This window comes from Microbacterium sp. 1S1 (genome assembly GCF_008271365.1).
Lineage (GTDB): Bacteria > Actinomycetota > Actinomycetes > Actinomycetales > Microbacteriaceae > Microbacterium.
Genome location: NZ_CP043430.1, coordinates 2195943 through 2220961 on the forward strand (window position 1 = coordinate 2195943; position 25019 = coordinate 2220961).

The window sequence follows — 25019 nt, forward strand, 5'->3', positions numbered from 1 at the left end:
CGTCGTCAGCTCGCCGCGGAGACGGTCACGCCCGCGAGGTTGATGCGCGAGTTGATCGAGTCTTCCGGGAACCCGGAGACGAGGGGGCTCACGGCGGTGATGGTCTGGCCGTTGTAGAGCCAGTCGGCTGCGTGGTCCTCGGAGACGATCCGAGCGGCCTCGGCGAGAAGCTTCGCGGAGGCCTTGGGATCCACCTCGGCCAGGGCCTGCGCGTAGAGGTCCTGCACCTCGGCGTTGTCATAGCCGAAGTAGTAGTCCGGGTTCGCGAAGTTGCCGAAGTCCCGTGGTTCGACGTGCAGCACGAAGCTGAGGTCGTAGTCCTTGTTCGTGTAGACGTCTTCCAGCCAGGTCGGGAACTCCACCGAGTCCACCTCGAGGTTCACGCCCACCTTGTCGAAGTCGGAGATGAGCACCTTCGGCACAGTCGTCCCATAGAACGAGGGGATGGTCAGCGTGAGATCGAGGTCTTCCTGGCCAGCCTCGGCGAGCAGCTCCTTGGCCCGCTCCGGGTCGTACGAGATGACGTCGGAGAGGTCTTCGTAGCCGGGGTCGAGTTCGGGGATGGGTCCGTACAGCGGCGTGCCCGCGCCGACGGCCTCGATGAGCGCCTCGTGGTCGATGGCCAGGCGCAGCGCCTCACGGACCCGGACATCGTCCAGCGGAGCCTTCTTGTTGTTGAAGGCGAGCGTGGCCTTGTCGGTCGTGCGGCCCGTCGTGAGCGTGAACTCGCCGGAGTCCTCGAGCTGCGGGGCCAGGTTCGGGTCCACGGCGGTGAGCACGTCGACGTCTCCGGCGAGAGCGGCGTTCACTCCTGCCGTGAAGTCGGGGATGTACTGGAACTCGACCTCGGCGACGCCGGCCGGGTCTCCCCAGTACGCATCGTTGCGAGTGAAGGTGATCGTGCTTCCCTTGTTCCAGCGCGCGAGGGTGAACGGCCCCGTGCCGTTCTCCGCGGTCTTGAGGTCGGTGGTGTCGCCCTTCTTGAAGACGAGACCGGCCGGGCCCGTGAGCGCGAACAGGAAGTTCTGGTTCGGCTCCGACAGCACGATCTGCACGGTGGCGGCGTCCGGGGCCGAGATCGAGGCCACGGATGCGAACTCCGCGTTGCCCTGCACCGTGGCGTCCGTGCGGACGGTCTCGTAGGAGGCGACGACGTCTGCGGAGGTCAGGGTCGAGCCATCGTGGAAGGCGACCCCCTCGTTGAGGGTGAACGTGTAGGTGAGGCCGTCGTCGGACACCTCGTAGTCGGAGGCGAGACGCTCCACGATCTCATTCTCCTGCGTGCGGCTCACCAGGCCCTCATAGATGTTGTCGATGAGGATCTGCTCGAGGGCGGCGCCGCTGGTGTGCCGGATGTCGAGGTTCGTGGGCTCGAGCACGAGACCGACGTGCAGGGTGGCGTCGGGGTCGGGCTCTCCGCCGCCCGCCGACGGGGCGGGGTCGGCTGAGCCGGAGCAGGCGCTGAGGATCACGGCGGTGGCCGCGAGCGCGGAGATCAGCGCAAGGCGTCGATGACGTCGGAACATGGGTTTCCTCTCGGGGCGGCAGGTGCTGTGTGCCGGTGGGACGAGCCTAGGGTCGGGCGGGGGCGTGCGGGGCGGGTGCGGAACGGAACGTCATATTCCGCCTGCCGCGGCCGCGGCGAGGAGCGCCGCGAGTCCCTGGGGGGGCGGTCTCCTGGACGTTGTGGGTGGCGTCCAGGACCACCACGCGGGCGTCGGGGAGGCGCCGCTGGAACTGCTCGGCATCGGCAGCGCTGACGAAACCGCGCTCGGCGCGGACGAGCGTGACGGGCGCGGAAACCGCGGCCAGATCGTCCCAGCCCGTCTCGTGCAGTGCAGACGGGGCCGTCGGGGTGCCCGGGTCGTGGGCGGCGAGCGCGGCGGCCGCGAGGTGCGCGAAGTGGTGCTTCCACTCCACCCGCCCGTCATCACGGACGCGGGTGTTGAGGAAGACGCCGCGCTCGGTCTCCGGGCGGGTGCCCCCGAATCCGAGAGCCATCGCCTTGTCCACGAGCTCGTCGCGGCTCGCGAAGTCGGTGGGGCCGGCGTAGAACTCCCGGAGGGCGGCGGGGCCGGCGGAGACGTCGATGCCGGGGGTGATGTCCACGACGATCAGCTCGGCCACCAGGTCGGGGCGGGCTGCGGCGACGGCCGCGCCGGTGAGGCCGCCGAGCGACTGACCGACCAGGACCTGCGGCTGCGAGGTCCACGCCTCCAGCGCAGCGACGACATCGGCAGCCAGGGTACGCGGGGAGTAGTCGGCGTCGTCGCGCCAGGAGGAGTCGCCGTGACCGGCAAGGTCGATCGCGAGGATCGGCTGTCCGAGCGCCAGCACGGTCGTGTCCCAGGTGTGGGCATTCAGGCCGGCGCCGTGCAGGAACGTGACGCGGGGAGTCTCGGCCCCGAAGCGCAGGGCGCTGACGACCCGGCCGTGGGGGAGCGGGAGCGTCAGGCGCTCCACCGTCGGGAGGGGGACGCCGAGAGCTTCGGCCTGCGCGGGAAGATAGGAGAACTCGCTGCTGTCGATCGCCACGCGGCTATTCTGCGCCCCGACCCGGGTTCCGGAGAAATGCCGGAGCAAATCGACAACCTGTTTCAGCTGTATGCAATGCATTCCGCTAGGTCATCCCTCATCTGGCTTGCCAGATTGCATTTCCCGCCTTCTTGATCGAGCCGCTTCCGACCCTGCTCGTCGGAATATCATGGAGATATGACCGAACAGCGCGTGCACCTGTCCAAGACGGAGCCGGCCGCCTATCAGGCGCTCGATGCCTTCTCGAAGACGGTGGGGAGCATCTGTGCCGCGAACGGGATCGACGATCGCCTCAAGGAGATCGTCATGATCCACTGCTCCCAGCTGAACGGATGCAGCTATTGCACGCGGATCCACGTGGATCGGGCGGTCGCTGCGGGCCTCGATGCCGACACGATCAGCCAGATCGCGGTGTGGCGGGAGAGCGGCGTCTTCAGCGACCGGGAGCGTGCCGCCCTCGAACTGGCCGAGGCCTTCACGTTCATCGCGGAAGACGGCATCTCGGATGAGGTGTACGACCTGGTCGGCGGAGTCTTCACCGAGAAGGAGTACGCCGCCCTGAGCTGGGCCTGCGTGTCGATCAACGCCTTCAACCGCATCGTCATCGCCGGGCGCTACCCGGTACCGCCGCGCGGCGCTCAGGCGGGCGCGTGACGATCCTCGACGTCGAGGGCGTGACGAACGTCAGGGACGTCGGCGGCATCCCCGCGGAGGGCGGACGCATCCGCAGCGGTGTCCTGTTGCGCTCTGGACAGCTCTCGAACGCGACGACGCGCGGGGCGGCACGGCTGCGGTCGTCGGTCAGACGTATCGTCGACCTCCGCGACGGCGAGGAGGTGGCCGCGGAACCGAGCGAGATCGAGGGCCCGGAAACGACCCACCTTCCGTTGTTCCTCGGATCCGTACGCTCCTTCTTCGAAGCCGACACGAGCCTGGACGACCTCTACCTGCATCTGCTGGAGGAGAGCGGGGACCGGCTGGTCGCCGCTGTCAGGGTGATCGCGGCGGGAGAGCCCACCCTGATCCACTGCACCGTGGGCAAGGACCGGACGGGGGTCACGGTCGCCCTCGCGCTGTCCGCGGTCGGAGCTGATCGCGAGGCGGTCATCGAGGACTACGCGCTCACCGAATCCCAGTTGCCCGCGGAGCGCTCCCGCCGGATCGCCGCCTACCTGCGGGCGCAGCACCCGGAGGCGGTGCACGCCGTGGATCTCGCCACCCGCTCGCCTGCCGAGGTGATGCGACGCCTGCTCGCCGCGGTGGACGAGCGCTGGGGTTCCGCGGCGGGTTATCTGCGGGCGAACGGAATGACCGACGAGGAACTCGCCGCGCTTCATGACGCGCTCGTGGAGCCGCTGCCGAGGGAATCGGCGGTCGAAGGTTAGGCAAGCCTTCGCTTGGTGTACGATGGGATCACCATGGACACCACGCTCGACACCCGGGGCACGCGTGCGGCACGCCGCGCGGCGCGCCGTCGCGCACACCACCTGGTGACCGCCGACGAGCACTCACTGCTCGATCTCGAGGCGTTCCTCGCGACCCTCCCTTTGTGCGCATCCGGCCGCATCTTCATCGAGGTGCCGGAGGCGTCCGACATCGGGCGCATCCACGCGCCCGGCCGCATGACGGTCACCTGGCTGGCGCGCTCCGCGCGTTCGGGGGCTCCCGGCAGCGGTCGCGGCTGTGCACCCGGCGAGGCGCTGGCCAGAGCCACCTGCGCATGGGCCGACGAGATGCTGCTGGACGACGAGGTCGAGACGCAGGTGACGCTGCTCGGGGGCTACCTCGGCACGGCCGACATCGTCGAGCACCTCACGGAGCGGCTGGCGGTCGCGCCGAACCGCATCCGCGTGCCCGAGCGGTTCGGCTTGCTCCGCGTCGAGAGCTGACTCAGCCAGCGCGGCGCACGTAGTTGCCGTCCGCCAGCCCGGCCTCGATCTCGAAGCGGTTCCGCAGCGGATTCCGCCCTGCGACGAGATAGAGCAGGGGCATGAGGAACCCGTAGCGCAGCCACTGCGCTTTGTGCACTCTCTCATGGCGGAGGACCGCGTCCGTGGGGGCCTCGTCGCCGGTGAGGAAGCACCCTCCCACGCACACCCCGCCGCGGTTGAAGGTCCACCGGGGCATGCCGCGGAAGATCCAGAGGCCGGCGCGCCGTTCGATCGGACCAGTGCTCCACAGTGATCCCCACACCCAGCCGACCGCAGTGCCCCAGGCATAGCCCAGGCGGCTGATCGGCGAGCGCAGGAGGAACGACGGGATGCGTCGATCGAGACGGCGTCCGCGAGCGAGGCGCTCCGCAGCGGTCTCCTCCCAGCCCGACCCGGCCGTCACGCGACGGCTCCGACGAGTCGGAGAAGGGCGCCGAGGTCGTCGACCGCATCGGCGGGTGTCCGGGGGGCGAAGCCTGCGACCGTCGCTCCGGCGAGCGGGACACGGGAGCGCAGCTCCCGGATGGCTGCGCTCAGGGCGGCTGGAGTGGTCCCGAACGGGACCGGGGAGGAGACACCGGAGAAGGAGGCGGGGTCGAGGACGTCGACATCGATGTGCACCCAGACGCGTGTCGCCCCGGTCGCCTCCACCGCGCCGGCGAGGGCAGCGGTGTCCTCCACGTCGTTCACACCGAGGTTTCGCAGGCGGTCCAGTTCGTCGGTCTCGGTGTCGTCCACGGTACGGACGCCGACGGTGACCACCCGCTCCCGAGGGACCCCGGGGGAGAGCGCGAGTCGCGCCTCTCCCTCGCCGAGGACCGCCCGCAACGCCATGCCGGAGAAGGCGCCGGAGGGCGACGTGTCGGGCGTGTGCAGATCCGCGTGCGCATCGCACCAGACCACCGCGAGGTCGTCGGTGCCACCGGGGAGCGCGTCGAGCGCCGCGACGGTGACGCTGCAGTCGCCGCCGATCACCACGGTCCCGGCTTCGAGGTGCCCGGCCACCAGCTCCCGTGTCCTCGAGAGCGTGCTGAACCGCCGGACACCCGTCCCCAGGGACTCGCCGGCTTCGACGGGAACGTCGAGGACGGTCGTCGCGGCGCGGGGCAGGTCGCCGGCGATGGCCGATGCGCCGTCGACGAGGAGCATCGCCCGCGCGGCGGGCGAGCCCTGCCACTGCGGCACGACGAGGAAACGCACCATGGAGACCTCCCGAAAACGGAACGGCGGGTGCCCGGGCACGGGGCCCGGGCACCCGGGACGGTGTCAGTTGCCTTCAATCGCCTGCCGCGGCGCGGTGCCGCCGGCCTTCAGCTCGGCGAGCCGCGCCTCGACCTCGGTGAGCTCCCCGAGGTCCTCGAGGCTCTCGAACTGCGCGTCCAGGCTCGATGCGGCGAGCTCCGCCTTGCCCTGTGCGATGGCTTCCTGACGACGGACCTTGTCCTCGAACCGGCCCAGCTCGCTGGTCGGGTCGAGCACGTTGATCGAGCTCACTGCGTCCTGCACCTTGGTCTGCGCCTCGGCGACCTTGGCGCGAGCGAGGAGTTCGCTGCGCTTGTTCTTCAGCTCGTTGAGCTTGTCCTTCATGCCGTTCAGGCCGCTCTTGAGCTTGTCGACGATCTCGGTCTGCGCCGCGATCTGCGGCTCGGCACCGGTCGCCTCACGCTCAGCGCTGATCTGGCGCTGCAGAGCGATCTTGGCGAGGTTGTCGAACTTGTCGGCGTCGGCGGTGTTGCCCGCTCCGCGCATCTCATCCGCCTTGCGGCTGGCGGCCAGGGCCTTGTTGCCCCACTCGGTCGCGGCCTGCACGTCTTCCTCGTGGTCGCGCTCGAGCAGGCGCAGGTTGCCGATGGTCTCGGCGATGGCCGACTCGGCGTCGGCGATGCTGTTCGTGTAGTCGCGGACGAGCTGGTCCAGCATCTTCTGCGGGTCTTCCGCAGAATCCAGGAGGGCGTTGATGTTCGCGCGGACGAGGGTCGAGATCCGTCCGAAGATGGACTGCTTGGTCATGCGTGGTTCCTTTCAGAGGGGCGTCTTCGAGAGCTTGGCGTATGTGTCTGTGCAGGGGATCAGAAGCGTCGACCTCCGGAGCGTCCGCGGCCTCCGCTGCTGCGGGATCCGCCGCCCCCGAAACCGGAGCTGCGGAAACCGCCCGAGGAGCGCCAACCACCGCCGCGACGCGAGGATCCGCCGCTCCCGCCACCGGCGAGGAGACCCCCGATGATCCCGCCGAGGATGTCGCCGCCGATGCCGGAGCTGGTCGAACGCGATCCGGAGCCGCCGAACAGCCCGCCCCAACCGTCGTCCCCGTAGCCGCCGGGGGAGTAGGAGCGGAGGTCGGCCTCCGCCGTCGCTGTGGCCTGGCGAGCGAGGTCGAGGGCGCGCTGTGCCTCGCCGAGGGCGGCTTCGACGTCGGTCGTGCGCAGCGTGAGCGCCTGGGTGAGCGCGGCGTCCGCAGCCGCGAGCCGGGTGCGGGCGGTGGAGCCCACCGTCCCCCGGCGCGTTTCGATGAAGTCGCGCGCCGCGCGGATCTCCGACCCGGCCTGAGCCAGCGTCTGTTCGAGGAGCTGCTGCGCACGGTGCGCGCGTTGCACGGCTTCCCGCCCTTGCGCGATCGCCGCGTCGATCTGGGCGTTCGCCGCGGTGAGAGCGTCGAGCGCGCGCTGCGGGTTCCGCGGCGTTCCGAGGAGATCGGTCTGCGCCGCCTGCAGCTGTGCCGTGACGGCGCTCGCCGCGGATGCGAGGGCGCCGGACGGATCGGGGAGCTGCGACGCCGCGCTGACGTCGGCCTGCAGCTCCGCGACCAGCCCCTGGGCCTGCGCGTCGATGGTGGACAGCTCGGTGCCCAGCGCGGTGAGGGCTTGGACGAGTTGCGCGGCCTGCGCGATCGCCTGTTCGGCGGTGCGGATCGCGAAGGCGGCCTCGCCGCTGCGGCCCGCGGCCAGCGCCTGAGCCGCCGCGTCGATCGAGCGATCCGCCAGGGCAGCGCGCTCCTCCGCCTGTACCGCGTTGTCGGCCACGGTGGTCAGCGCGCTCTGGTCGTAGGTCGCGGAGAGCGCGGCCAGCGCGGGGGCGGCAGAGGCGAGGAGCGGCGTCAGCTGATCCCGCTCCCGACGGACCCGATCGAGCTCCTGCGGAGCGTTCTGTTCCAGCTGGCGCAGTTCGTCGAAGGCCTCGGCGTTGTCATCGAGGATGTCGTCGATCTCGTCGGCGAGCCGGATGATGCGGATATGCCACGCGCGGCGGTCGTGGATGGAGTCCTCGACCTCGTCGTCGAGCTTCTGCCGGAGGTCGAACGCCTCGGCGATCTTCGCTTTCGCTTCGTCGACCGCCCGGGAGAATTCGGCCGTCGCCCCGTCCCCGTACTGCGCCACGGCGAACCCCAGCTCCTCCCGGCTGGACGTGATGGCGTCGTCGGCGCGCACGAGTGCGACCCCGGCCTGCTGCTCGACCTGCGCATCCGTCAGCGTCGAGAAGGGATCGCGGGGATCGGGGTTCTCTGGCATGGCGCCCCGCTCGCGGATCGCGGCGTTGCGCCTGGCACGTCGGACGAGCACGACGATGAGCCACACCAGCAGCGCGGCGGCGACCACCCCGAGGACGACCAGCGTGACGCGGAGCGCCGCGGCACCTCCGTCTCCCTGGATCTCGTCGGCGGCCAGCGTGATCGCCCCGGTCCAGTCGCCGCTGCCGGCGAGGGGCGCGATGGCGTCTTCGATGGCGGCGAGCTGCCCGTCGCTCAGCGGCCCGGAGGAGTCGGCGGAGATGTAGAGGCTCCGGCCCTCGACGGCGATCGCGAGCAGGTACTGATCGGGGCCGAGGCGGTTGTCGTTGGCGACCTGGTCGGCCCAGGCGACGCTGTCGCTCGGGTTGGTGAAGTCGTCGACGAGGACGACGAAGAGGTCGGCAGAGGAGTTCGTGGTGAGCTCCTGCAGGCGTGCCTCGACCTGCTCCTCTTCGGCGGGGGAGAGGACCTCCGCCTGATCGGTGACGTATCCGGAGTCGAGGGGAAGCGGATCGGTCGCGGACGCCGCCGAGGCGGAGAACGCACCCATCGCGACCGCGAGGGTCAGAGCGCCCAGCGTCAGCCACCGTTTCGTCATCGTGTTCCCTCCGACCGGCAGCCGAGCCCCATGTGACGAGTCTATGCATCGCATCCGACACGCGACAGCACTCGCGCGCGTCTCGCCGTTCGCCCTCAGCGGAGACACATACGCTGGAAGGCATGGACGACAGGTATGGATCGGACGTGCTGGCGGCGGGATGGCGCGACCGCGGCGCGAAGCCGGTGCCGCAGGTGCCCGCGGAGATCGACCTCGTGGTGGAGGTCGCGGCGGATGGGTTCTGTGGCGCGGTGACGAAGGTGCAGGGCGGCGCCGTGGAACTCGAGGATCGGCTCGGCAGACGACGACTGTTCCCCCTCGGCGGCGGCTTCCTCATCGACGGCGCACCGGTTCGGCTCGCCGTGCCGTCCGCCTCCGCACAGGGGCCCCGTCGGACGGCCTCCGGGTCCTTCGCCGTGGCCGATCAGCGTGCGCGGACGGCTCTGCCCAGCCGCATCCTCGTGGAGGGGCGACACGACGCCGAGCTCGTGGAGAAGGTGTGGGGTGCCGACCTGCGCGTCGAGGGTGTCGTGGTGGAGTATCTGCAGGGCGTCGATCTGCTCGACGACCTCCTCGCGGCGGAGCCCCCGAGCGCGCGACGGCGGTACGGCGTCCTCGTCGACCACCTCGTTCCCGGGTCGAAGGAGTCCCGCATCGCCGACGCGGTCGCCCGCGGCCCGCACGGGCGGCACGTCCGCATCGTCGGACACCCGTTCGTCGACGTCTGGCAGTGTGTCACCCCGCGGGCCCTCGGCATCGCCGCGTGGCCGGAGATCCCGCGCGGCGTCGATTGGAAGACCGGCATCTGCCGCGCCTTCGGCTGGCCCCATGAGACGCAGGCGGATACGGCTCGCGCCTGGCAGCACATCCTGTCGAGGGTGACCACCTACCGCGATCTCGAGCCCGCGCTGCTGGGTCGCGTCGAGGAACTGATCGACTTCGTCACGGAGCCCGCGGCCTGACCGCGTCCGGGCGTCGCGACGTCGACGGCTACCCTGGATCCATGCCCGAACCCCGAACCTTCCGCGACGAACCGGTGTCTTTCGTGCGCCGGAGCGGCCGGATGTCCGAGGCGCAGGAGCGCGCCTTCTCCGACCTCGCCCCGCGGTACCTGCTCGACGTGCCCCGCGACGTCGCGTGGACGTCGGTGCACCCGGAGGCGCGGCTCGACATCGGCGAGGAGTACGGCAGGGACGCGGATCTCTATGTCGAGATCGGGTCCGGCCAGGGGCACGCCATCGTCGCGGCGGCATCGAGCCGCCCTCACGACGATTTCCTCGCGGTGGAGGTCTTCCGCGCCGGGGTCGCGCGCACCATGCTCGACGCCGATCGTGCCGGCGCGCACAATCTCCGTGTGGTCGAGGCGAACGCGCCGGAGGTCCTCGCCTCCTACCTGCCGGAGGGCGCCGCCGCCGAGGTGTGGATCTTCTTCCCCGACCCGTGGCACAAGAAGCGCCACACCAAGCGCCGCCTCGTACGACCGGGCTTCGGTGACACCGCCGCCAGGGCGCTCCGCGACGGCGGCCTGCTCCGACTCGCGACCGATTGGGAGGATTACGCCTTCCAGATGCGGGAGGTCCTCGACGCGGAGCCGCTCTTCGAGCGGGCGTTCGACGGCGACTGGGCGGAAAGGTTCGACGGTCGCGTGATGACGGCCTTCGAGCGCAAAGGGATCGCGAAGGGACGTGACATCCGTGATCTGGTGTACCGCCGACGGGACCGTGTGTGACTCAGCCGACCGTGGTCTCGACGGCCGGTGAGCGGCTCGTCCCGGCCGTACTGGTGTGCGCGGCGGCCCCGGCCTTCTTCGTCGCGGCGCTGCCCTGGCTCGGCTGGCTGCTGCTGGCGCTCGGGGTGGGCGTCGCCGCACTGATCGAACGCCGCGAGCCGGTGCCGACGGCGGCCGAGCGAATGCGGCGTCCATCTCTCACCCGCGATCTCGCGCTGATCGCCATCGGCATGCTGATCGTGAGCGCGATCCCGCTCGCGGCGGAACTGGACAACCTGGCCATGCTGCGCTTCACGATCGCGCTGGGCGGAGCGGTGCTGGTGCCGTACGTGCTCTCGCGATTCGTCTTCCGCGACCACGCGATCCGTTTCCCGTGGCGGACGGGGCAGCGCTGGGGGGCGCTCCAGTGGGGGTGGCTCGCCGCCGTCCTTGTGCTGGGCTGGCTGATTCTGCCGTTCTACTTCATCAGCAGCGGGGTTTACCAGAACTGGCCCGTGGTCGACACGCCGGATCTCATCGTGCGCCTCTTCGTCGGCGTCGGCGCGGTCGGCATCTGGGACGAGCTGTTCTTCATCTGTACCGTCTTCGCCCTGCTGCGCCGGCACTTTCCCGACGCGCTCGCGAACGTGCTGCAGGCCGTCGTGTTCGTCTCCTTCCTCTGGGAGCTGGGGTATCGGGAGTGGGGACCGCTGCTGACGATCCCGTTCGCCCTCCTGCAGGGATTCATCTTCCTCCGCACGCACTCGCTGGCCTACGTCGTCACCGTGCACCTCCTCTTCGACGCGGTGGTCTTCGCGGTGCTCGTCCACGCGCACAACCCGGGTCTCCTGCCGATCTTCTTGGTCTGACGGGGTGACTTCCCGGTCGCGAGCGGCCACACTCGATGCATGGCCGAGTGGGTGCTGCACGTCGACATGGATCAGTTCATCGCGGCCGTCGAGGTGCGGCGCCGCCCCGAACTCGCCGGCCGCCCGGTGATCGTCGGCGGACGGGGCGATCCGACGGAACGGGCCGTCGTGTCCACGGCCTCCTACGAGGCCCGCGCGTTCGGTATCGGCTCGGGGATGCCCTTGAAGGTCGCCGCACGGAAGGCGCCGGAGGATGCGGTGTTCCTTCCCGTGGATCATGCCGAGTACGAGCGTGCGTCCGACGAGGTGATGGCGGCGCTGCGTGGCCTGCCGGACGTCGTGCTCGAGGTGATCGGATGGGACGAGTGCTTCCTCGGGACGGTCACCGACGACCCGGAAAGCGTGGCCCGCGCCGCTCAGCGCGCCGTGGACGAGGCGACAGGACTGCACTGCTCGGTGGGTATCGGCGACAACAAGGTCAGGGCGAAGATCGCGACGGAGTTCGGAAAGCCGCAGGGCGTGTTCCGACTGACCGCCGACAACTGGTTCGCGGTGATGGGGGACCGGCCGACGCGCGACCTCTGGGGCGTGGGCCCCAAGGTGCAGAAACGGCTCGCCGCCCACGGCATCGACACTGTCCGTGAACTGGCAGCGGCAGACGAGGCGACGTTGGTGGCGGAGTTCGGTCCGAAGATGGGGCGCTGGTACCTCGGGCTCGGTTCCGGGCTGGGTCCGCGGGTCGTCGACGACACCCCCTGGGTGGCACGGAGCCACAGTCGGGAGACGACGTATCAGCAGAACCTCACGACTCACGGCGAGGTGCGGGACGCCCTGCGGGAACTCGCCGAGCACGCCTTCGACGACTGCGCTGCCGAAGGCCGCCCGGTGACGAGGGTGCATCTGAAAGTGCGGTACGCGCCGTTCGAGACGAAGACCTTCGGTCGAAAGCTCGCGGCGCCCACGACGGAACGCGAGGAGGTCGTCGCCGCGGCGCTCGCCCTCGGCGACACCCTCGACCCCGACCGCGAAGTGCGCCTGCTCGGTGTGCGGGCAGAGATGGCGATGCCGGACGCACCGGGCGGTGTCGAGCGGACGCCCGTGCGAGGCCGGATCTGAGCTCAGTGGCGGACGGCGCTCAGTCGCGGACGATCGCCGCGATCGCACTCACCTCGATGAGTGCACCGGGTACCCCGAGTCCGGCGACGCGTGCGGCGGTCACCAGGGGCGGGGCCCCGTCCCTGGTGAGGGTGGAGGCCACGGCGCCGTACGCGGCGCGCAGATCGGCATCCTCGTGGATGAGGATGGTCCAGCTCACGACGTCGTCGAGCGTCGCCCCCGCGGACTCCAGCGCGACCCGCGCGTTCTCGACAGCGCGGCGGGACTGCTCACCGACGTCGGGCGAGACGACGGTGCCGGACGCGTCCACGCCGTTCTGCCCGCCGAGGTAGACGGTGGTCGCCCCGGGTGGGACGACGGCGGCGTGACTGAAGGCCGGGCTGCGGACGAGTCCGTCGGGCTGCAGGAAGGTGATGTTCATGCGCCGATCATCCCGCGGGCCACCGACATCGCGCCCCGGGGACTCACACGGGGTCGGACGGGACGAGGGCGGGCGGGCCGGGAACGCTGGTGACCGTGCCGGTCGTCCCGAGCGCGCGCAGGGCGTCAAAGACCGCGACCACCACCGCGGCGCTCACCACCGCACCATGCAGGGGATGGTGCCAGAACTGGAGCCGCGCGATCAGCCGGTCCTCGCTCACACCGACGACGAGCGCCCGGACCGCCTCATGCCGGCGCACTCCCTCGGCGGTCGATGCGGCGGCGACGAGCGGCGCGATCACCTCATCGATTCCGGTCGAACCGTCGCGTCGAACCCGCACCTGCACCTCGCTGCGGCGCGCCCCGTGGGTGGAGTCGTTGACGACGGGCTCCGAGAGGAGCCGCGCGTTGGGGATGTGGAGGGCGCGCCCGTCCGCCGTGTGCAGGATCACGGCACGGGCGTTGAGCTCGGTCACCGTCCCGGCGATGACGGAGTCCAGCGCCTCGACCACGACCTCGTCGCCGATGCGGACCGTCTGCCGTGCCTGGAGGAGCACCCCGGCCGCGAAGTTGTCGGCGACGCCCCGGAGGACGAGGACCGCGACGACCGCGAGGATGACGACGATCGCCAAGAGGGGCTGGACGTTGGCGCCCAGCATCGCGAGGGCGATGCCGAAGCCGAGGAGAAGGATGGCGTACCCGACGAACTGCGCGATCGCGGTGCCGACTGCGGCCGATATCCCGGGAGCTCGCCGGAGGAGGGCCGTCGTGCCTCGCCGCGCGAATCGCGAGACGATCCAGGTCGACACGGCGACGAGGAGGGCGAACAGCAACTGCCACCAGTCGATGTCGGTGGGCAGAACATCCTGAAGGTCCATGCCATGGACTCCTCGAGGTGGTCGGTGTCGGAGAGGTGATCGTCGGCGGCGGCCGAGATGTCACCGTCCGCGGGGGGGGGGGGCGGGAATTCCGCACCTCCGCGGGGCGCCCTACTGGAGGGCCTTCGCCTTGATGAGGGAGTACTCGTCAGGCGTGATCGTGCCCGCGTCCAGGAGGGCCTTGGCCTTCGCGATCTCCTCGCTGGGGCTGCTGCCGGCGACCTGCTGGATGTACGCGTTCGCTGCCTCCTGCGCCCGCCGGGCCTCGGCACTGCTGCGTTCAGCCATCCCGTCGCCGCGTGCGATGAGGTACACGAGCGCGGTGAGGAACGGCACGAAGATCAGGAAGAAGATCCACACCGCCTTCCACCAGCCGCTCAGCTTGTGGTCACGGAACAGGTCCCCGATGATCGCGAACAGGGCGAAGAGATACGCGGTGAACGCGAAGATCCACAGGAACCACCAGATGATGTCCCAGAACGATGCCCAAAATCCCATGACTGCTCCTTTCTCGGTGCCCGCCGTCGCCGGGGGCACGCTGGGACCATACCGGCGAGCGTGGCACCGGCGCACCGGTTCCCTGTCGAGTTCACCCTGGTGACTCGTCGAGTCCAGAGGATCTCGGTCCTCCGCCGCCTTGTCGTCGGCAGTACGCTTCCCCCGACGGCGGAGGGAGCCCTGATGAGCGCAGTGCGCAGACCGTCCTGGCTGCTGAGCACCCTGCACGGCTACCGGCGCCGCTGGATCGTACGGGATGTGATGGCCGGTTTGTCCGCAGGTGCGGTCGTGGTGCCACAGGCCATGGCGTACGCCACGATCGCGAACCTCCCGGTGGAGGTCGGCCTCTACACGTGCATCGTGCCGATGCTCGTCTACGCCCTCCTGGGCGGCAGCAGGGCGATGAGCGTGTCGACGACCTCGACCATCGCCACCCTCACGGCGACGACCCTCGTGTCGGCGGGGGTCGCTGCCGGGGCGGACGATGCGATCGGCTCGCTCATGATGCTGACGCTCCTGGTAGGAGTGGTGCTGCTGCTGGCCCGCGCGTGCCGTCTCGGCTCCGTCGTCGAGAACATCAGCGGAGCCACCGTCCTGGGATTGAAGATCGGCGTCGGAGCGACGGTCGCGGTGGGGCAGCTCCCGAAGCTCCTGGGAGAGTCCTTGGACTTCTCCGGCCACGGATTCCTCCGCTCGCTCTTCGCCGTCGGCGGAGCGTTGGACAGCGTCAACGTGCCCACTGTCCTGCTCTCGGTCGGCTCCATCGCCACCCTTCTCCTCCTCAAGAGCGTCGCCCCGCGGGTCCCGGGGACGCTCGTCGTCGTCGCCGGGGGGATGCTGCTCGTGGGGCTCGGCGGGATCGACGATCTCGGCGTCGACCTGATCGCGCCGGTGCCCGGCGGTCTGCCCGCCCCGGGGATCCCCGACGCTTCGGAGGCGATCGCGCTCGTGCCCGGGGCGCTCGCCATCGCGGTGATGGCCTTCCTCGAGTCCGCTGCCGTCGCTCGGAGCATGCGCGAGGCCGGTGAGCCGCAGATCGACAGCGACCAGGAGCTGTTCGCGACCGGGGCGGCGAACACCATCGGTGCGTTCTTCGCGGCGATGCCCGCGGCGGGCGGATTCTCGCAGAGCGCCGTCAACCAGGATGCCGGCGCCCGTTCCCAGCTCGCGACGCTGACGACGGTGGCGCTCGCCGTCCTCGTCGCGCTCTTCCTCGCCCCCGTGCTCGGTCTGCTCCCCGAGGCGACGCTCGCCGCGATGGTCTTCACCGCGGTGGCCGGACTCATCAACATCCCCGAGCTCGTGCGGTGGGCGCGCATCAGTACGATGGACTTCTGGGTGGCTACCGCCGTCGCGGCGATCGGACTGACGGCGGGGCTCCTCCCCGCCGTGGCCGTCGGCGTGGTGGTGACGCTGGTCCTGGTGCTTCGCGAGCTGAACATCCCCCGGGTCCGCGTGGTGGGGCGGCGCGGGAGCGCGCTCGGTCTGGAGTTGGAGCGGGGGCTGTACTCCGCTAATGCGCTCGCCAACGAACGGCTCGTCATCGAGACCGTGACGTCGGAGGACGGGCCGGTGAATGCCGTGGTGCTCGGGCTGCCGCAGCAGGTGGTGATGTCGATCACCGTCCTCGATGCGCTGGAGGCGCTGGACAGGGAACTGGCACAACTCGGTGTACGACTCCACTGCGCGGCTCTCCCGCCGCAGGCGACGGTCGTGGCCGCGCGGACGTCCTGGTACTCGGCGCTCGTCGCGGAGGGGCGCGTGCACTCGAAGGTGGACGTCGGGCTGGCGGCTGCGTCCGCGGGCATGACCGCGGGAGGAGGCGTTCACCCGGGTGAACTGCCCGACGAACGCTGACGCCGCCGTGCTCGATGCCTAGGCTGACCACACCGATCACGCGAGGAGCTCATCGAGACGGGGGGGACGGGATGCCGAGCCGCAGGGGCGACAGGGGAGCGAGGCCGGGGTGGCGGTGCGGGGAGCGCTGACCTGGCAGTGGTCGCGTTTCGGCCTCGGCGTCCTCTATGCCGCGCCCACGCTCGCGATCGCTCCGGCCGATCCGCGGATAGCGCTGGCATTGAGCGTCGGGGTGCTGCCGGCCGCGGCGATGGGGCTGCCCCCGCGGCGCCGCGCGAGGATCGCGATACCGGCGCTGGGAATCCTGGTAGCGCTGGGCCTCCTGCTGGGAGCCACGCTCGCGCTCGCGCCGATCCTCGCGGTCCTCGCGGTGGCCGGTCTGTCCGTGCTCGCCAGCGTGGGGGCGGGGCGGGGGCGCGCCGGTCAACTCGCCCTGACCCTGGTGCTGCCGATGGTGGGAATCGGTCTGAGCTTCCCCCTTTCGGCCTCGACGGTCTCGCTGGCCGCGGCGATCCTGGCCGGGTCGGTGTACGCATGGCTGGTGAGCCTGCTGTGGCCGGAGCGCGCCGAGAAGTCCCCTTCGGCATCCGCGATGCCGAAGGGTCGGCCCATGGTCGTGTACGGCATCCTCCTCGGTGCGGCCGCGGCGACGGCGGCCGGGGTCGGCTTCGCCGCCGGCCTGGAACACGTCGGCTGGGCCACGGGGGCCGTGCTGCTCGTGATGCGGCCCGTCCGCGGCCAGCTCGTCCTACGGAGCGTCGGGCGCGCGGGCTCGGTACTTGTCGGAGCGTCGGCTGCAGCGGGGTTGGCCGTCCTGTCCCCGAACGGCGTGACGGTCGGCGTCGCGATCGCCGTGGCGGTCGGCTCCCTCTGCGCGATGCAGGAGAGCCGGTGGTATGTCGCGCCGGCCTTCACCACTTTCCTCGTGCTCACCCTGCTCCTGTCGACCTCGACGGCCTCGCCGTCCGCTCGATTCCTCGAGCGCACCGTGGAGACCTTCCTCGGGATTGCGATCGCCCTGTTCTTCGGCGCCCTCGTTCCGGTTCTGCTGGCGATGCGGCGGCCCGCTGCCGCGAACGACCCGCAGTGAGCGCCGCGCGCGTCCCTCTTGCGGGACCGCTCTCAGGGGGGAATAGACTGCCCGCGAGGGGGAGCAGGATCGGAATCGGGGGGTTTCGAGTGCTACGTGGTGCAGGAACGGCGGGAATCGGCGAGAGTGCGGTGCCCGCTCCGGTGAAGGGCGACGTCCGGCGGCAGCGGCTGATCTCCAAGTTGACATCCGCGATGGACGGGCCGTGGACGCTCACGCTCGTGAGCGCGCCGGCCGGCTCCGGCAAGACGAGGATGCTCGCCCAGTGGGCCGGCGATTTTCGCGCGGACCCCGGCGTCGAGCTCGTCTGGGTGTCGCTGGAGCGCGGAGAGGCCGATCTGCCCCTCGTGCGCACAGCGTTGGAGCGCATCGACGACCCGGTTCTGCGCAGGGCTCTGGACCGCGTGCCGCCCGTGCGGTCCGTCGCCACGGCACGAGCGCTCGCGCGCTCCCTTCAGGAGGCCGGGAACCGAATCGTCGTCGTTATCGACGATGTGCATCGTGTCGAGGATGAGGAGACGGCTCAGCTGCTCTCCGCCTTCGTGCAGAGCGCTCCGGGCAACGTGCACATCGTGCTGTCCGGTCGCGGCATCCGAGCCATCCCGCTCGCCCGCCGCCGCCTCGCCGGCGTTGCACTGGAGATCGATGCCGATGCACTCGCGTTCACCCCTGCCGAGGTGCGGGACTTCTTCAGGGCGCGGGGCATCCGGCTCTCCCAGGGGGAGGTCAGCACGGTGCTCTCACGCACAGAAGGATGGGCGGCCGGGCTGCAGCTCATGGTGCTGGACGCCGCCGGTGAGCAGTCCGTCCTCACTCATCCACTTCGCGGGGACGCGCCGGGAGTCGCGGACTACTTCCTGGAGGAGCTCTTCGGAGAGCTCGACGCTCCTCTGCGGACCTTTCTGGAGACGACGGCCGTGGCCGAGGCGTTCACGCCCGAGCTGGCGTCGGTGCTCTCCGGCGGTTCCCCGGTGGCAACCCTGATCGACCGCCTGCTGCGGATGCAGGTGCTCACGCAGCGGGATGGCGCGGACCCGGCCCAGTATCGCTATCCGCCGCTCCTGCGGGAGTTCCTCCTGGGACGGCTGCGGGCCAGCGGCGCCGACCGGGTCGAGCGACTGCATCGATCTGCGGCGGAGTGGTTCGCCGCGCAGCAGCAGCCGCTCCTCGCCCTGCAGCACGCCATCCGCGGTGGCGAAGGGTCCTGCACCGCCGGCGTCCTGCGCCGGTGCGGGATGCAGCTCGTGCTCGACGGGCGAGCCGATGCGGTGCGGCAGGCCATGGCAGAGCTGCCCGTGGCGCTGCACGCCGCGCCCACCGTGCGTATGCTCGCCGCCGCCGCGGACCTCGCGTGCGGTGACGCATCGGCGGCGATCGTGGTGCCACCGATCGGTGCGGAAGAGTGCGAGGCCGACCGACGCTGGCGTGTCGGGATCGAGCTGCACACCGCGCTGCGGCGGGGCAGAATCGCGGAGATCCTCGACGCTGCGGACGCCGACCTGGGTGCCCTCAGCGGAGACGACCAGCTCGACACCTACGTGCTGCTCGAGGCCGCGACGGCGGAGCTGTACGTGGGCATGCTCGACCGTGCGGAGGCCACCGCCCGCACGGCGCGCGATCTCGCCCGTGCGATCGGGGCCGGTGCGGCGGAGCTGCAGGCGGAGGCCGTCCTCGCTACGGCCGGGCTGTTCCGCGGCCGGCTCCGCGACGCGATCGAGGCGGGAACGGCGCTCGAGCGGCGCTGGACCGAACTCGGCGCGCCGGACAGCCCGTTCTTCGAGGTCACCAGGGTCTGGCGTTTCTGGGTGCCCTACGAGAGCATGCAGACCATCGACGCCGGAGAGACCCTGCGGACGGCAGCAGAGATCATCTCGAGTGGCGGGGAGGCCGCCATCTCCCGGGGGCTGCGGGGGATGCGGACGCTCCTCGGCGTCGACCAGATCCTCGACCCCCGCGAGGCCGCGGTCGCTCTCCTCGACACCCTGACTCCGCGGGACGATCTGCCACTCCCGCCGCACTGGTACGCCATGATGGGCGCCTTCGCGGTGCGTGCCTTCGATCGGCTGCAGGAGCCGACGCTCCGCGACCGGTTCATCTCCGCTGTCGAGGAGGCTCTGGGTGACGTCGGAGACGTGCTCGTCTTCCGTGCGATCGCGGCCGCGCATGATCGCCGCGACGGCATCGCGCGCGGCGCGCTCGCTCCCGTGCTGGAGGGCTCCGTGCCGTGTCTGCTCCCGGCATCCATGGTCGACGCCTGGCTCGTGGAAGCGGAGCTCGATGTGAACGACGGGGAGCCCGACCGTGCGCAGATCGCGCTCGCGACCGCCCTGGCTCTGGCGGAGCCCGAGGACCACGTGCGACGCGTCGCCGAAGCCGGCCCTGTCGTCTCGCGTCTGCTGACCGCCAGGGCGACGCCCGGGGCCCGCACGCACCTCGCCGGACGCGTGCGGGAACGGCTCGCCGCTGCCGGGGTCCTGGTCGACGAGGAGCTCACCCAGCGCGAACGCATCGTGCTGGCCGCGCTGAGCCGGAATGCCACGCTGCGGCAGATCGCCCAGCAGGAGTACATCTCCCCGAACACCGTGAAGACCCACGTCCGCAACATCTACCGCAAGCTGGGTGTCTCGGATCGCGACGGTGTGACGGCGGCCGCCCACGCCCTCGGATTGCTCTGAGGGCGCGGGCGCCGCCAGGGTCGTCCGTCGCGGGCCATGGCTGCCGCCAGGTGTGCCTCCAGGTCGAGGTCGCGTGTCCCACGTCAGACCAGGGCGGTGAGCCCTTTGTCCAGCTGCAGCCCTCCGATCACGAGCAGCATGGCGGCGTTGAGGACATGGGTGTTCCCGGCGATCCACGTTCGCAGACGGTCCAGCGCCGGCTGTGCGGCCGCGCCACGGGCGACGACGTACAACACCGGGCCGGCGATCGGCAGCGCCCCGAGGACAACGAAGACGACGGCGGTGGCAGCGGTCGCGGGGGGACCGACGTCGGCCAGCGAGATGTCGAGGGCGGCGATGACCGCGCAGGACGCGTCCACGGGATTGAGGACGAACAGGGCGAGCCCGAGCAGGAACGTGCGACCCGGCCGGAACGACTCCACCGAGCGCAGCCATCCCGGAAGCTGGGGGGAGGCGGCGACCACCTCTCGCGGCGACGAGGCCCCGGCCATCGCCACGATTCGTGCTCGTCCCTTGCGATACACCCAGATCGCGGCGCTCGTGAGAACGACCCCCAGCAGGAGCCGCACGAGCGGAACCCAGAGCGGCGGCTCGAGCCGCTCGTGGACGGCGACCGTGCGGAACAGCCAGAGGTACACGACCAGCAGGCCGGCGAGTCCCACCAGCCAGCCCAGCAGGTAGGCGATTCCATTCGCGCGAGCACGTCGCGAGACCAGCACCGCCACAAGCGCCATGATGGCCAGCGGGCTCAGGATCACCCCGAGAACCACGGGGAGCAGCGAGACGACGAGCTCGCCCATACGTCCCTCCTTCCCGGCCACTCGCTGCGCCGGTACGCCGCGCTCAGAAGCTGCCGATGCCCTTGCCGATCATGGAGACTCCGATCACGAGCAGCAGCACGGCCATGATGACGGCGTTCTCGGCGGCGAGCCATCCGCGGAGCGCGTCGAGCGGAGCCCGCAGCCGGGCGGCCGCGAACAGGTAACCGATGACGGGCACCAGTACCGTCGACGCCCCGATCAGCGTGAAGACGGCGATCACGAGGATCGTGGAACCCACGTCCAGCGATGCGGCACCGATGTCGACGCCGGCGCCGGCCGCGAGCAGGAGGTTCTTCGGGTTCACGGCGGAGAGGAGGAGTCCCAGTCCGAGTGCCACGCCGAAGGACATCGTGTCGATCGCCTTCATCCACGGCGGAAGGGCGGCCGATCGTCCGGCTTTCGGGCGCTTCCGCCACTGCCCGACGGCGAGCACGAGCAGGAGGATACCGAGGAGGAGCTGGATAGCGCCCCGGACGGGGCGGGAGGCATCGGGATCCTCCTCGGGGAGCACCGCCGACAGCAGCGTGAACACGGTGACCGCCGCGACGATGCCAACGACCCAGCCCATCAGGAACCCGACGCTCGTGACGCGGGCCTTCGGGGACAGCAGCATGAGGATCGCGGCGATGATGGGCACGGGGCTGATCGCCACTCCCACGGCGAGGGGGAGTATCTCCCCGATGACGGCACCCATTCAGTCGCCCTTCCTGTTCGGCGCCGGCGACGTGGTGTCGGTCGACGCGAGATCCTTGATGGCGGCCCGGTTGGTCGCGTAGACCGTCTCCCGGTCGAGGAGTCCCAGGGCTCGGAGCCGGTGGAGCGTGTTGGGCCGGACGCGGCTGAAGGCCAGGGAGATCGACTGAGCGTCGAGCCACTCCCGCAGCGCTTGGAAAGCCTCGGCCCCGGTGACGTCGACGTCGGTGACGGCCTCCATGTCGATCACGACATGCCGCACGGAGGGGGTGCCCGCTGCCCGCACGGCCTCCTTCACCGCACTGGAGAACACGGCACCGTTGGCGAAGAAGAGGGGGGCGGCGAGGCGCACCACGATCACGCCCGGGGCGGTCGTCGTGCCGGCGGGGGCGTCCTCTAGCAGGGACTCACCGGGGTCACCCGAGGATTCCAGGACATCGATCGCCGGGTGGGAGGCCCGTTGCGCGAGGTTGACGAGCGCGAGCACGAACGCCACGACGATGCCCGCGATCGAGCCGACGAAAAGGGTCACGAGGAAGCAGACCGCGCCGATGACGAACTCGAAGCGGTCCAAGCGCCAGAGGGCGATGAAGTCGCGCACACCGAGAAGCGGGATGATCGCCACTCCGACGATCGCCCCGATCGCCGGAGAGGGGATGTCGGCGAGGAGGGCGGTGCCGAACAGCAGCAGGAGGAGCGTGCCCACGGCGAGCACGAGGGCCGGGAGCTGCGTGCGCGACCCCGCCTGATCCATCGCCGCCGTGCGGGAGGTGGACGACCCGACCGCGAAGCTGCCCTGGGCGCCCGCGGCGAAGTTCGCGACCCCGAAAGCGAGCAGATCGCGGTTGGCGTGGAACGGGTAGCGGTGCTTCTCGGCGTACGACCGGGACACGAGCAGACCCTCCGCCGTGGTCACCAGCGTCAGCGCGATGGCGGACGGGACGAGCGCGAGCCACAGGGACCAGTCGATGACCGGCCAGGTGAGCGCCGGTGGCCCGGCGGGCACTTCCCCGAGAACGTCCACCCCGCGCCCGTCGAGGCCGGTGAGCACGACCACGACCGTCGTTGCGATGAGGACGACGAGAGCCCAGGGGACGGCACGGAGGTAGCGTTTCCCGAGGAGCAGCACCGCGACGGAGGCGGCGGCCAGGAGCACGGACCACCCGTTGAGCGTGGGAAAACCGGTGATCAACGCCACGGTCTTGTCGACGAACTCCGCTCCGGAGTCGATCTTCACCCCGAGCATCTTCGCGATCTGGCTCACCATGATGTCCAGCGCCAGGCCGCCGACGAAACCGACGAGGATCGGCTTGGAGAGGAAGTTCGCCAGGAATCCGAGCTTGAAGACGGCGAGCAGCAGGAACATCCCGCCGCAGAGGATCGCCTGGGCGAGGGCCAGCGTGGCGTAGTCGGCGCTGCCCGCGACCGCCAGGCCGCCGATGGAGGAAGCCACGAGGGCAGCCGCGGCGGCGTCGGGTGAGGCGACGACCTGCCGAGACGAGACGACGAGGGCGTAGGCGACCGTCGGGACGATCAGCGCGTACAGACCCGCGGTCGCCGGGAGGCCGGCGATCTGCGCATACCCGATGTTGAGCGGGATGGCGATCGCCAGGAGCGTGACCCCCGCGGTGAGCTCGGTTGCGAGGTTGCGCCTGGTCAGGCCGGCGAGCGGACGCGGCATGCGTTCTCCCTTCGTCGGCCGGCGGCACGTTCCGGCTTCACGATGGCACCGCTTCGCGTCCGCGGCCAGAGCGACGCGGAACCTCGCCCTGGTGATTTCCGCCCGCCCCGGAACGGCGCGGCCGTGTCAGCGCCGTCGGAACGGTCGCCGCGGTGGCGCCTGCGGCTCGGCGGCCTGCGGGGCGGGGAGGGCGGTGCGATCACCGCTGATCCAGCGCACCCAACTGGCGCCCGGATCGCCCTCCAGCACGACGGCGCGGACGAGCAGCGTCAGCGGGATCGACAGGATCGCACCCAGGGGCCCGATCACGAAGGTCCAGAAGATGACGGAGAAGAAGCTCAGGGTGAGGCTCAGGTCGACCGCATCGCTGACGAACTTGGGTTGGACGAGGACCTGGAGGACGACGTTGACGACGCAGTACACCGCGACCACCCCGAGCAGCAGCGGCCACCCGCCGACCACGAAGGCGAGGATCGCCGGCGGGATGAGCCCCAGGACGAAGCCGATGTTCGGGATGAAGTTGGTCACGAACGCGAGGATGGCCCAGACCACCGGTGCGGGCACCCCCAACCACCACAGGGCGAGACCGTCGATGATCGCGACCACGGCACCGAACGCGGCATTGACGACGTAGTAGCGACGGACGCCCGTCTGCAGCCGGGTGATGCGATCGAGGACCGCTCCGTGAGTGGCGCCGAAGAGAGCGCGGGCCTGGCGGTAGCGAGCGGCGTCCGCCGCGAGGAAGATGATGTAGGCGCAGACGAAGAACAAGGCGGTCGCCACGCCCAGCACCGCGGCACCCAGGCTTCCCGCGACGCCGAGGAGCGTCTCCGGGTCGAGGACGGAGGCGGCAGCATCCGCCGCCTCCTGATCCAGCCCCAGGGACTGCAACCACACGACGACGCCGTCTGCGGTGCGCACGAGGTCATCCTGGGACGCGAGGTCGCCGACGAGCCGGGCGAACTGGGTGCCGGCCAACCACAGCAGCGCGGCCATCGCCGACAGGATCACGTAGGCGAGCACGATCACCGCCGTCGTGCCGACCCAGGCAGGCCAGCCTCGGCGCTGGAAGGGACGGCGGAGGGGCTCGCAGATCACGACGATGACGATCGCGAGGGCCAGCGGGCCGAACACCTCACGGGCGACGGCGATGCCGGCGAGAGCGATGACGCTTGCCGCCAGGATCAACAGAACCTTCAGCGCCGGCGGCATCGTGCGGTCCCGGTCGGGGCCGGGGGAGTTCGGAAGCGAGGTCACGCCGCCAGCGTATCCGCCGCACGGGCCGACCCTCCGGGGCTCGCCCGATCCGACCGGTGATCGGACGTCACCCGCCCCGGGTGAGCGTCGCGGCTCGGGACAGGCGGTGGCCCCAAGAATGAGTGCATGACCGCGCACAGCGAGACCCGGCCGTCGCATCGGTTCCTCGATGTCGCCACCGTGGTCCTGCTGTCGGTGACCGCCGTGCTCACGGCGTGGTGCGGTTTCGAAGCGTCCAAGTGGGGAGGCGAGATGTCCATCGCCTTCAGCCAGGCATCGTCGGCGCGCGTGGAAGCGGCGTCTGCCAGGGCGACGGCGCAGGCCGCACGTCAGTACGACCTCACGCTCTACACGGAGTGGGTGCTCGCCGAGGCGGACGGCCGCGCGGACCTCGTCCCGTTCATCGAGCAGCGCTTCACGGAGGAGTTCGCCGTGGCGTTCGACGCCTGGGAGGCGGGCGGGCGGAGCGAGCGGGGACCGTTCGTGATGGAGGAGTACGTCCCTCCGGGAACGGTCGAGGCCGAAGAGCTGTCCGCCGAGGCTGATGCGCGGTTCGCCGACGCCTTGCGGAACAATCAGCGCGGCGACGACTACTCTCTCCTCACGGTTCTCTTCGCGCTCGTGCTGTTCTTCGCCGCGCTCTCGCAGAACCAGCGCGCGATGTGGCGCCGCACGGTCTTCCTGGGCCTCAGCGGTTTCATCGCGGTCATCGGCGTCGTCCTGCTCGCCACCTTTCCGATCAAGCTCTGATTCTTCCCGCCCACATTCATCCGGGTGATTGCCGGTCCGATGGCTAGGGGCGGAGTTCCCGCCCGTGGTTTCGTGTTGGCATGTCGCCTCCCGTACGTTCCACGAGGCCGGGACCGGCGATGCGTTTCCGGCCGCCC

24 protein-coding genes are annotated in these 25019 nt (G+C 70.6%); 11 read left to right on the forward strand and 13 right to left on the reverse strand.

From position 1 onward, the window contains the following. Nucleotides 1-5: 5 nt before the first annotated feature. Nucleotides 6-1526: an ABC transporter substrate-binding protein gene (locus FY549_RS10595; protein WP_149084979.1), complete on the reverse strand. Its 1521-nt coding sequence runs from the start codon at nt 1524-1526 to the stop codon at nt 6-8. Nucleotides 1527-1572: 46 nt separating this feature from the next. Further along, nucleotides 1573-2535: an alpha/beta fold hydrolase gene (locus FY549_RS10600; protein WP_262380921.1), complete on the reverse strand. Its 963-nt coding sequence runs from the start codon at nt 2533-2535 to the stop codon at nt 1573-1575. Nucleotides 2536-2712: 177 nt separating this feature from the next. Between FY549_RS10600 and FY549_RS10605 the strand changes: the two genes are divergently transcribed. From FY549_RS10605 to FY549_RS10615, 3 genes are read left to right on the forward strand one after another with little or no spacing between them, the layout of a single operon-like run. Further along, complete coding sequence (locus tag FY549_RS10605; RefSeq protein ID WP_149084981.1) at nt 2713-3189, forward strand: carboxymuconolactone decarboxylase family protein; 477 nt, start codon at nt 2713-2715, stop codon at nt 3187-3189. Continuing rightward, a complete protein-coding gene (locus FY549_RS10610; protein WP_149084982.1) occupies nt 3186-3920 on the forward strand; it encodes a tyrosine-protein phosphatase in 735 nt (244 codons plus the stop codon). The genes FY549_RS10605 and FY549_RS10610 overlap by 4 nt, the downstream gene beginning before the upstream one ends. Before the next feature lie 33 nt (nt 3921-3953). Then, nucleotides 3954-4424, forward strand: a complete 471-nt coding sequence (locus tag FY549_RS10615; RefSeq protein ID WP_149084983.1) for an SIP domain-containing protein — start codon at nt 3954-3956, stop codon at nt 4422-4424. Nucleotide 4425: 1 nt separating this feature from the next. On the opposite strand, the gene FY549_RS10620 is transcribed toward FY549_RS10615, so the two are convergent. From FY549_RS10620 to FY549_RS10635, 4 genes are all read right to left on the reverse strand, one after another. After that, nucleotides 4426-4869 (reverse strand): Fe-S oxidoreductase, encoded by a 444-nt coding sequence (locus tag FY549_RS10620; protein WP_149084984.1) that lies wholly within the window; start codon nt 4867-4869, stop codon nt 4426-4428. Then, a complete protein-coding gene (locus FY549_RS10625; RefSeq protein ID WP_149084985.1) occupies nt 4866-5669 on the reverse strand; it encodes an arginase family protein in 804 nt (267 codons plus the stop codon). The genes FY549_RS10620 and FY549_RS10625 overlap by 4 nt, the downstream gene beginning before the upstream one ends. A gap of 63 nt (nt 5670-5732) precedes the next feature. Then, nucleotides 5733-6476, reverse strand: a complete 744-nt coding sequence (locus FY549_RS10630; RefSeq protein ID WP_149084986.1) for a PspA/IM30 family protein — start codon at nt 6474-6476, stop codon at nt 5733-5735. A 59-nt stretch (nt 6477-6535) separates the two neighbouring features. Further along, nucleotides 6536-8569: a TPM domain-containing protein gene (locus tag FY549_RS10635; protein ID WP_149084987.1), complete on the reverse strand. Its 2034-nt coding sequence runs from the start codon at nt 8567-8569 to the stop codon at nt 6536-6538. A gap of 122 nt (nt 8570-8691) precedes the next feature. On the opposite strand from FY549_RS10635, the gene FY549_RS10640 reads away from it, so the two are divergent. Genes FY549_RS10640 through FY549_RS10655 form a run of 4 tightly spaced genes read left to right on the forward strand, consistent with a single transcriptional unit; the run spans nt 8692 to nt 12262 of the window. Further along, a complete protein-coding gene (locus FY549_RS10640; RefSeq protein WP_149084988.1) occupies nt 8692-9531 on the forward strand; it encodes a DUF3097 domain-containing protein in 840 nt (279 codons plus the stop codon). 41 nt (nt 9532-9572) lie between these two features. Beyond that, nucleotides 9573-10298, forward strand: a complete 726-nt coding sequence (trmB, locus tag FY549_RS10645; protein ID WP_149084989.1) for a tRNA (guanosine(46)-N7)-methyltransferase TrmB — start codon at nt 9573-9575, stop codon at nt 10296-10298. Then, nucleotides 10295-11146 carry a CPBP family intramembrane glutamic endopeptidase gene (locus FY549_RS10650; protein ID WP_149084990.1) on the forward strand — a complete coding sequence of 284 codons (852 nt, stop codon included), beginning with the start codon at nt 10295-10297 and terminating at the stop codon, nt 11144-11146. Before trmB ends, FY549_RS10650 begins: the two co-directional genes overlap by 4 nt. A gap of 39 nt (nt 11147-11185) precedes the next feature. After that, nucleotides 11186-12262 (forward strand): DNA polymerase IV, encoded by a 1077-nt coding sequence (locus FY549_RS10655; RefSeq protein ID WP_149084991.1) that lies wholly within the window; start codon nt 11186-11188, stop codon nt 12260-12262. Between the two features lie 19 nt (nt 12263-12281). Here FY549_RS10655 and FY549_RS10660 read toward each other — a convergent pair whose 3' ends face one another. The 3 genes from FY549_RS10660 to FY549_RS10670 all read right to left on the reverse strand — a co-directional run bounded on the left by FY549_RS10660 (nt 12282) and on the right by FY549_RS10670 (nt 14058). Further along, the gene (locus FY549_RS10660; RefSeq protein ID WP_149084992.1) at nt 12282-12683 is read right to left on the reverse strand and encodes a RidA family protein; all 402 of its coding nucleotides are present in this window, start codon (nt 12681-12683) and stop codon (nt 12282-12284) included. A gap of 43 nt (nt 12684-12726) precedes the next feature. After that, nucleotides 12727-13560 (reverse strand): mechanosensitive ion channel domain-containing protein, encoded by an 834-nt coding sequence (locus tag FY549_RS10665; protein ID WP_149084993.1) that lies wholly within the window; start codon nt 13558-13560, stop codon nt 12727-12729. Between the two features lie 111 nt (nt 13561-13671). Next, complete coding sequence (locus FY549_RS10670; RefSeq protein WP_149084994.1) at nt 13672-14058, reverse strand: SHOCT domain-containing protein; 387 nt, start codon at nt 14056-14058, stop codon at nt 13672-13674. Between the two features lie 183 nt (nt 14059-14241). Here FY549_RS10670 and FY549_RS10675 point away from each other — a divergent pair, with 183 nt between their 5' ends. The 3 genes from FY549_RS10675 (at nt 14242) to FY549_RS10685 (ending at nt 19680) form a co-directional block, all read left to right on the forward strand. After that, on the forward strand, nt 14242-15915 hold the full coding sequence (locus FY549_RS10675; RefSeq protein ID WP_200839145.1) for a SulP family inorganic anion transporter: 1674 nt from the start codon (nt 14242-14244) through the stop codon (nt 15913-15915). Nucleotides 15916-16024: 109 nt separating this feature from the next. Next, the gene (locus FY549_RS10680) at nt 16025-17005 is read left to right on the forward strand and encodes an FUSC family protein (protein ID WP_149084995.1); all 981 of its coding nucleotides are present in this window, start codon (nt 16025-16027) and stop codon (nt 17003-17005) included. A gap of 131 nt (nt 17006-17136) precedes the next feature. After that, nucleotides 17137-19680: a LuxR C-terminal-related transcriptional regulator gene (locus FY549_RS10685; RefSeq protein ID WP_149084996.1), complete on the forward strand. Its 2544-nt coding sequence runs from the start codon at nt 17137-17139 to the stop codon at nt 19678-19680. Between the two features lie 83 nt (nt 19681-19763). Here FY549_RS10685 and FY549_RS10690 read toward each other — a convergent pair whose 3' ends face one another. The 4 genes from FY549_RS10690 to FY549_RS10705 all read right to left on the reverse strand — a co-directional run bounded on the left by FY549_RS10690 (nt 19764) and on the right by FY549_RS10705 (nt 24132). Next, nucleotides 19764-20480 carry a GAP family protein gene (locus FY549_RS10690; protein WP_149084997.1) on the reverse strand — a complete coding sequence of 239 codons (717 nt, stop codon included), beginning with the start codon at nt 20478-20480 and terminating at the stop codon, nt 19764-19766. Nucleotides 20481-20523: 43 nt separating this feature from the next. Continuing rightward, nucleotides 20524-21195: a GAP family protein gene (locus FY549_RS10695; RefSeq protein WP_149084998.1), complete on the reverse strand. Its 672-nt coding sequence runs from the start codon at nt 21193-21195 to the stop codon at nt 20524-20526. Next, nucleotides 21196-22875 carry a SulP family inorganic anion transporter gene (locus FY549_RS10700; RefSeq protein ID WP_149084999.1) on the reverse strand — a complete coding sequence of 560 codons (1680 nt, stop codon included), beginning with the start codon at nt 22873-22875 and terminating at the stop codon, nt 21196-21198. 126 nt (nt 22876-23001) lie between these two features. Then, nucleotides 23002-24132, reverse strand: coding sequence for an AI-2E family transporter (locus FY549_RS10705; RefSeq protein ID WP_200838735.1), 1131 nt, complete (start codon nt 24130-24132; stop codon nt 23002-23004). 126 nt (nt 24133-24258) lie between these two features. Here FY549_RS10705 and FY549_RS10710 point away from each other — a divergent pair, with 126 nt between their 5' ends. Next, nucleotides 24259-24882, forward strand: a complete 624-nt coding sequence (locus tag FY549_RS10710; protein WP_149085000.1) for a hypothetical protein — start codon at nt 24259-24261, stop codon at nt 24880-24882. Nucleotides 24883-25019: the final 137 nt, after the last annotated feature.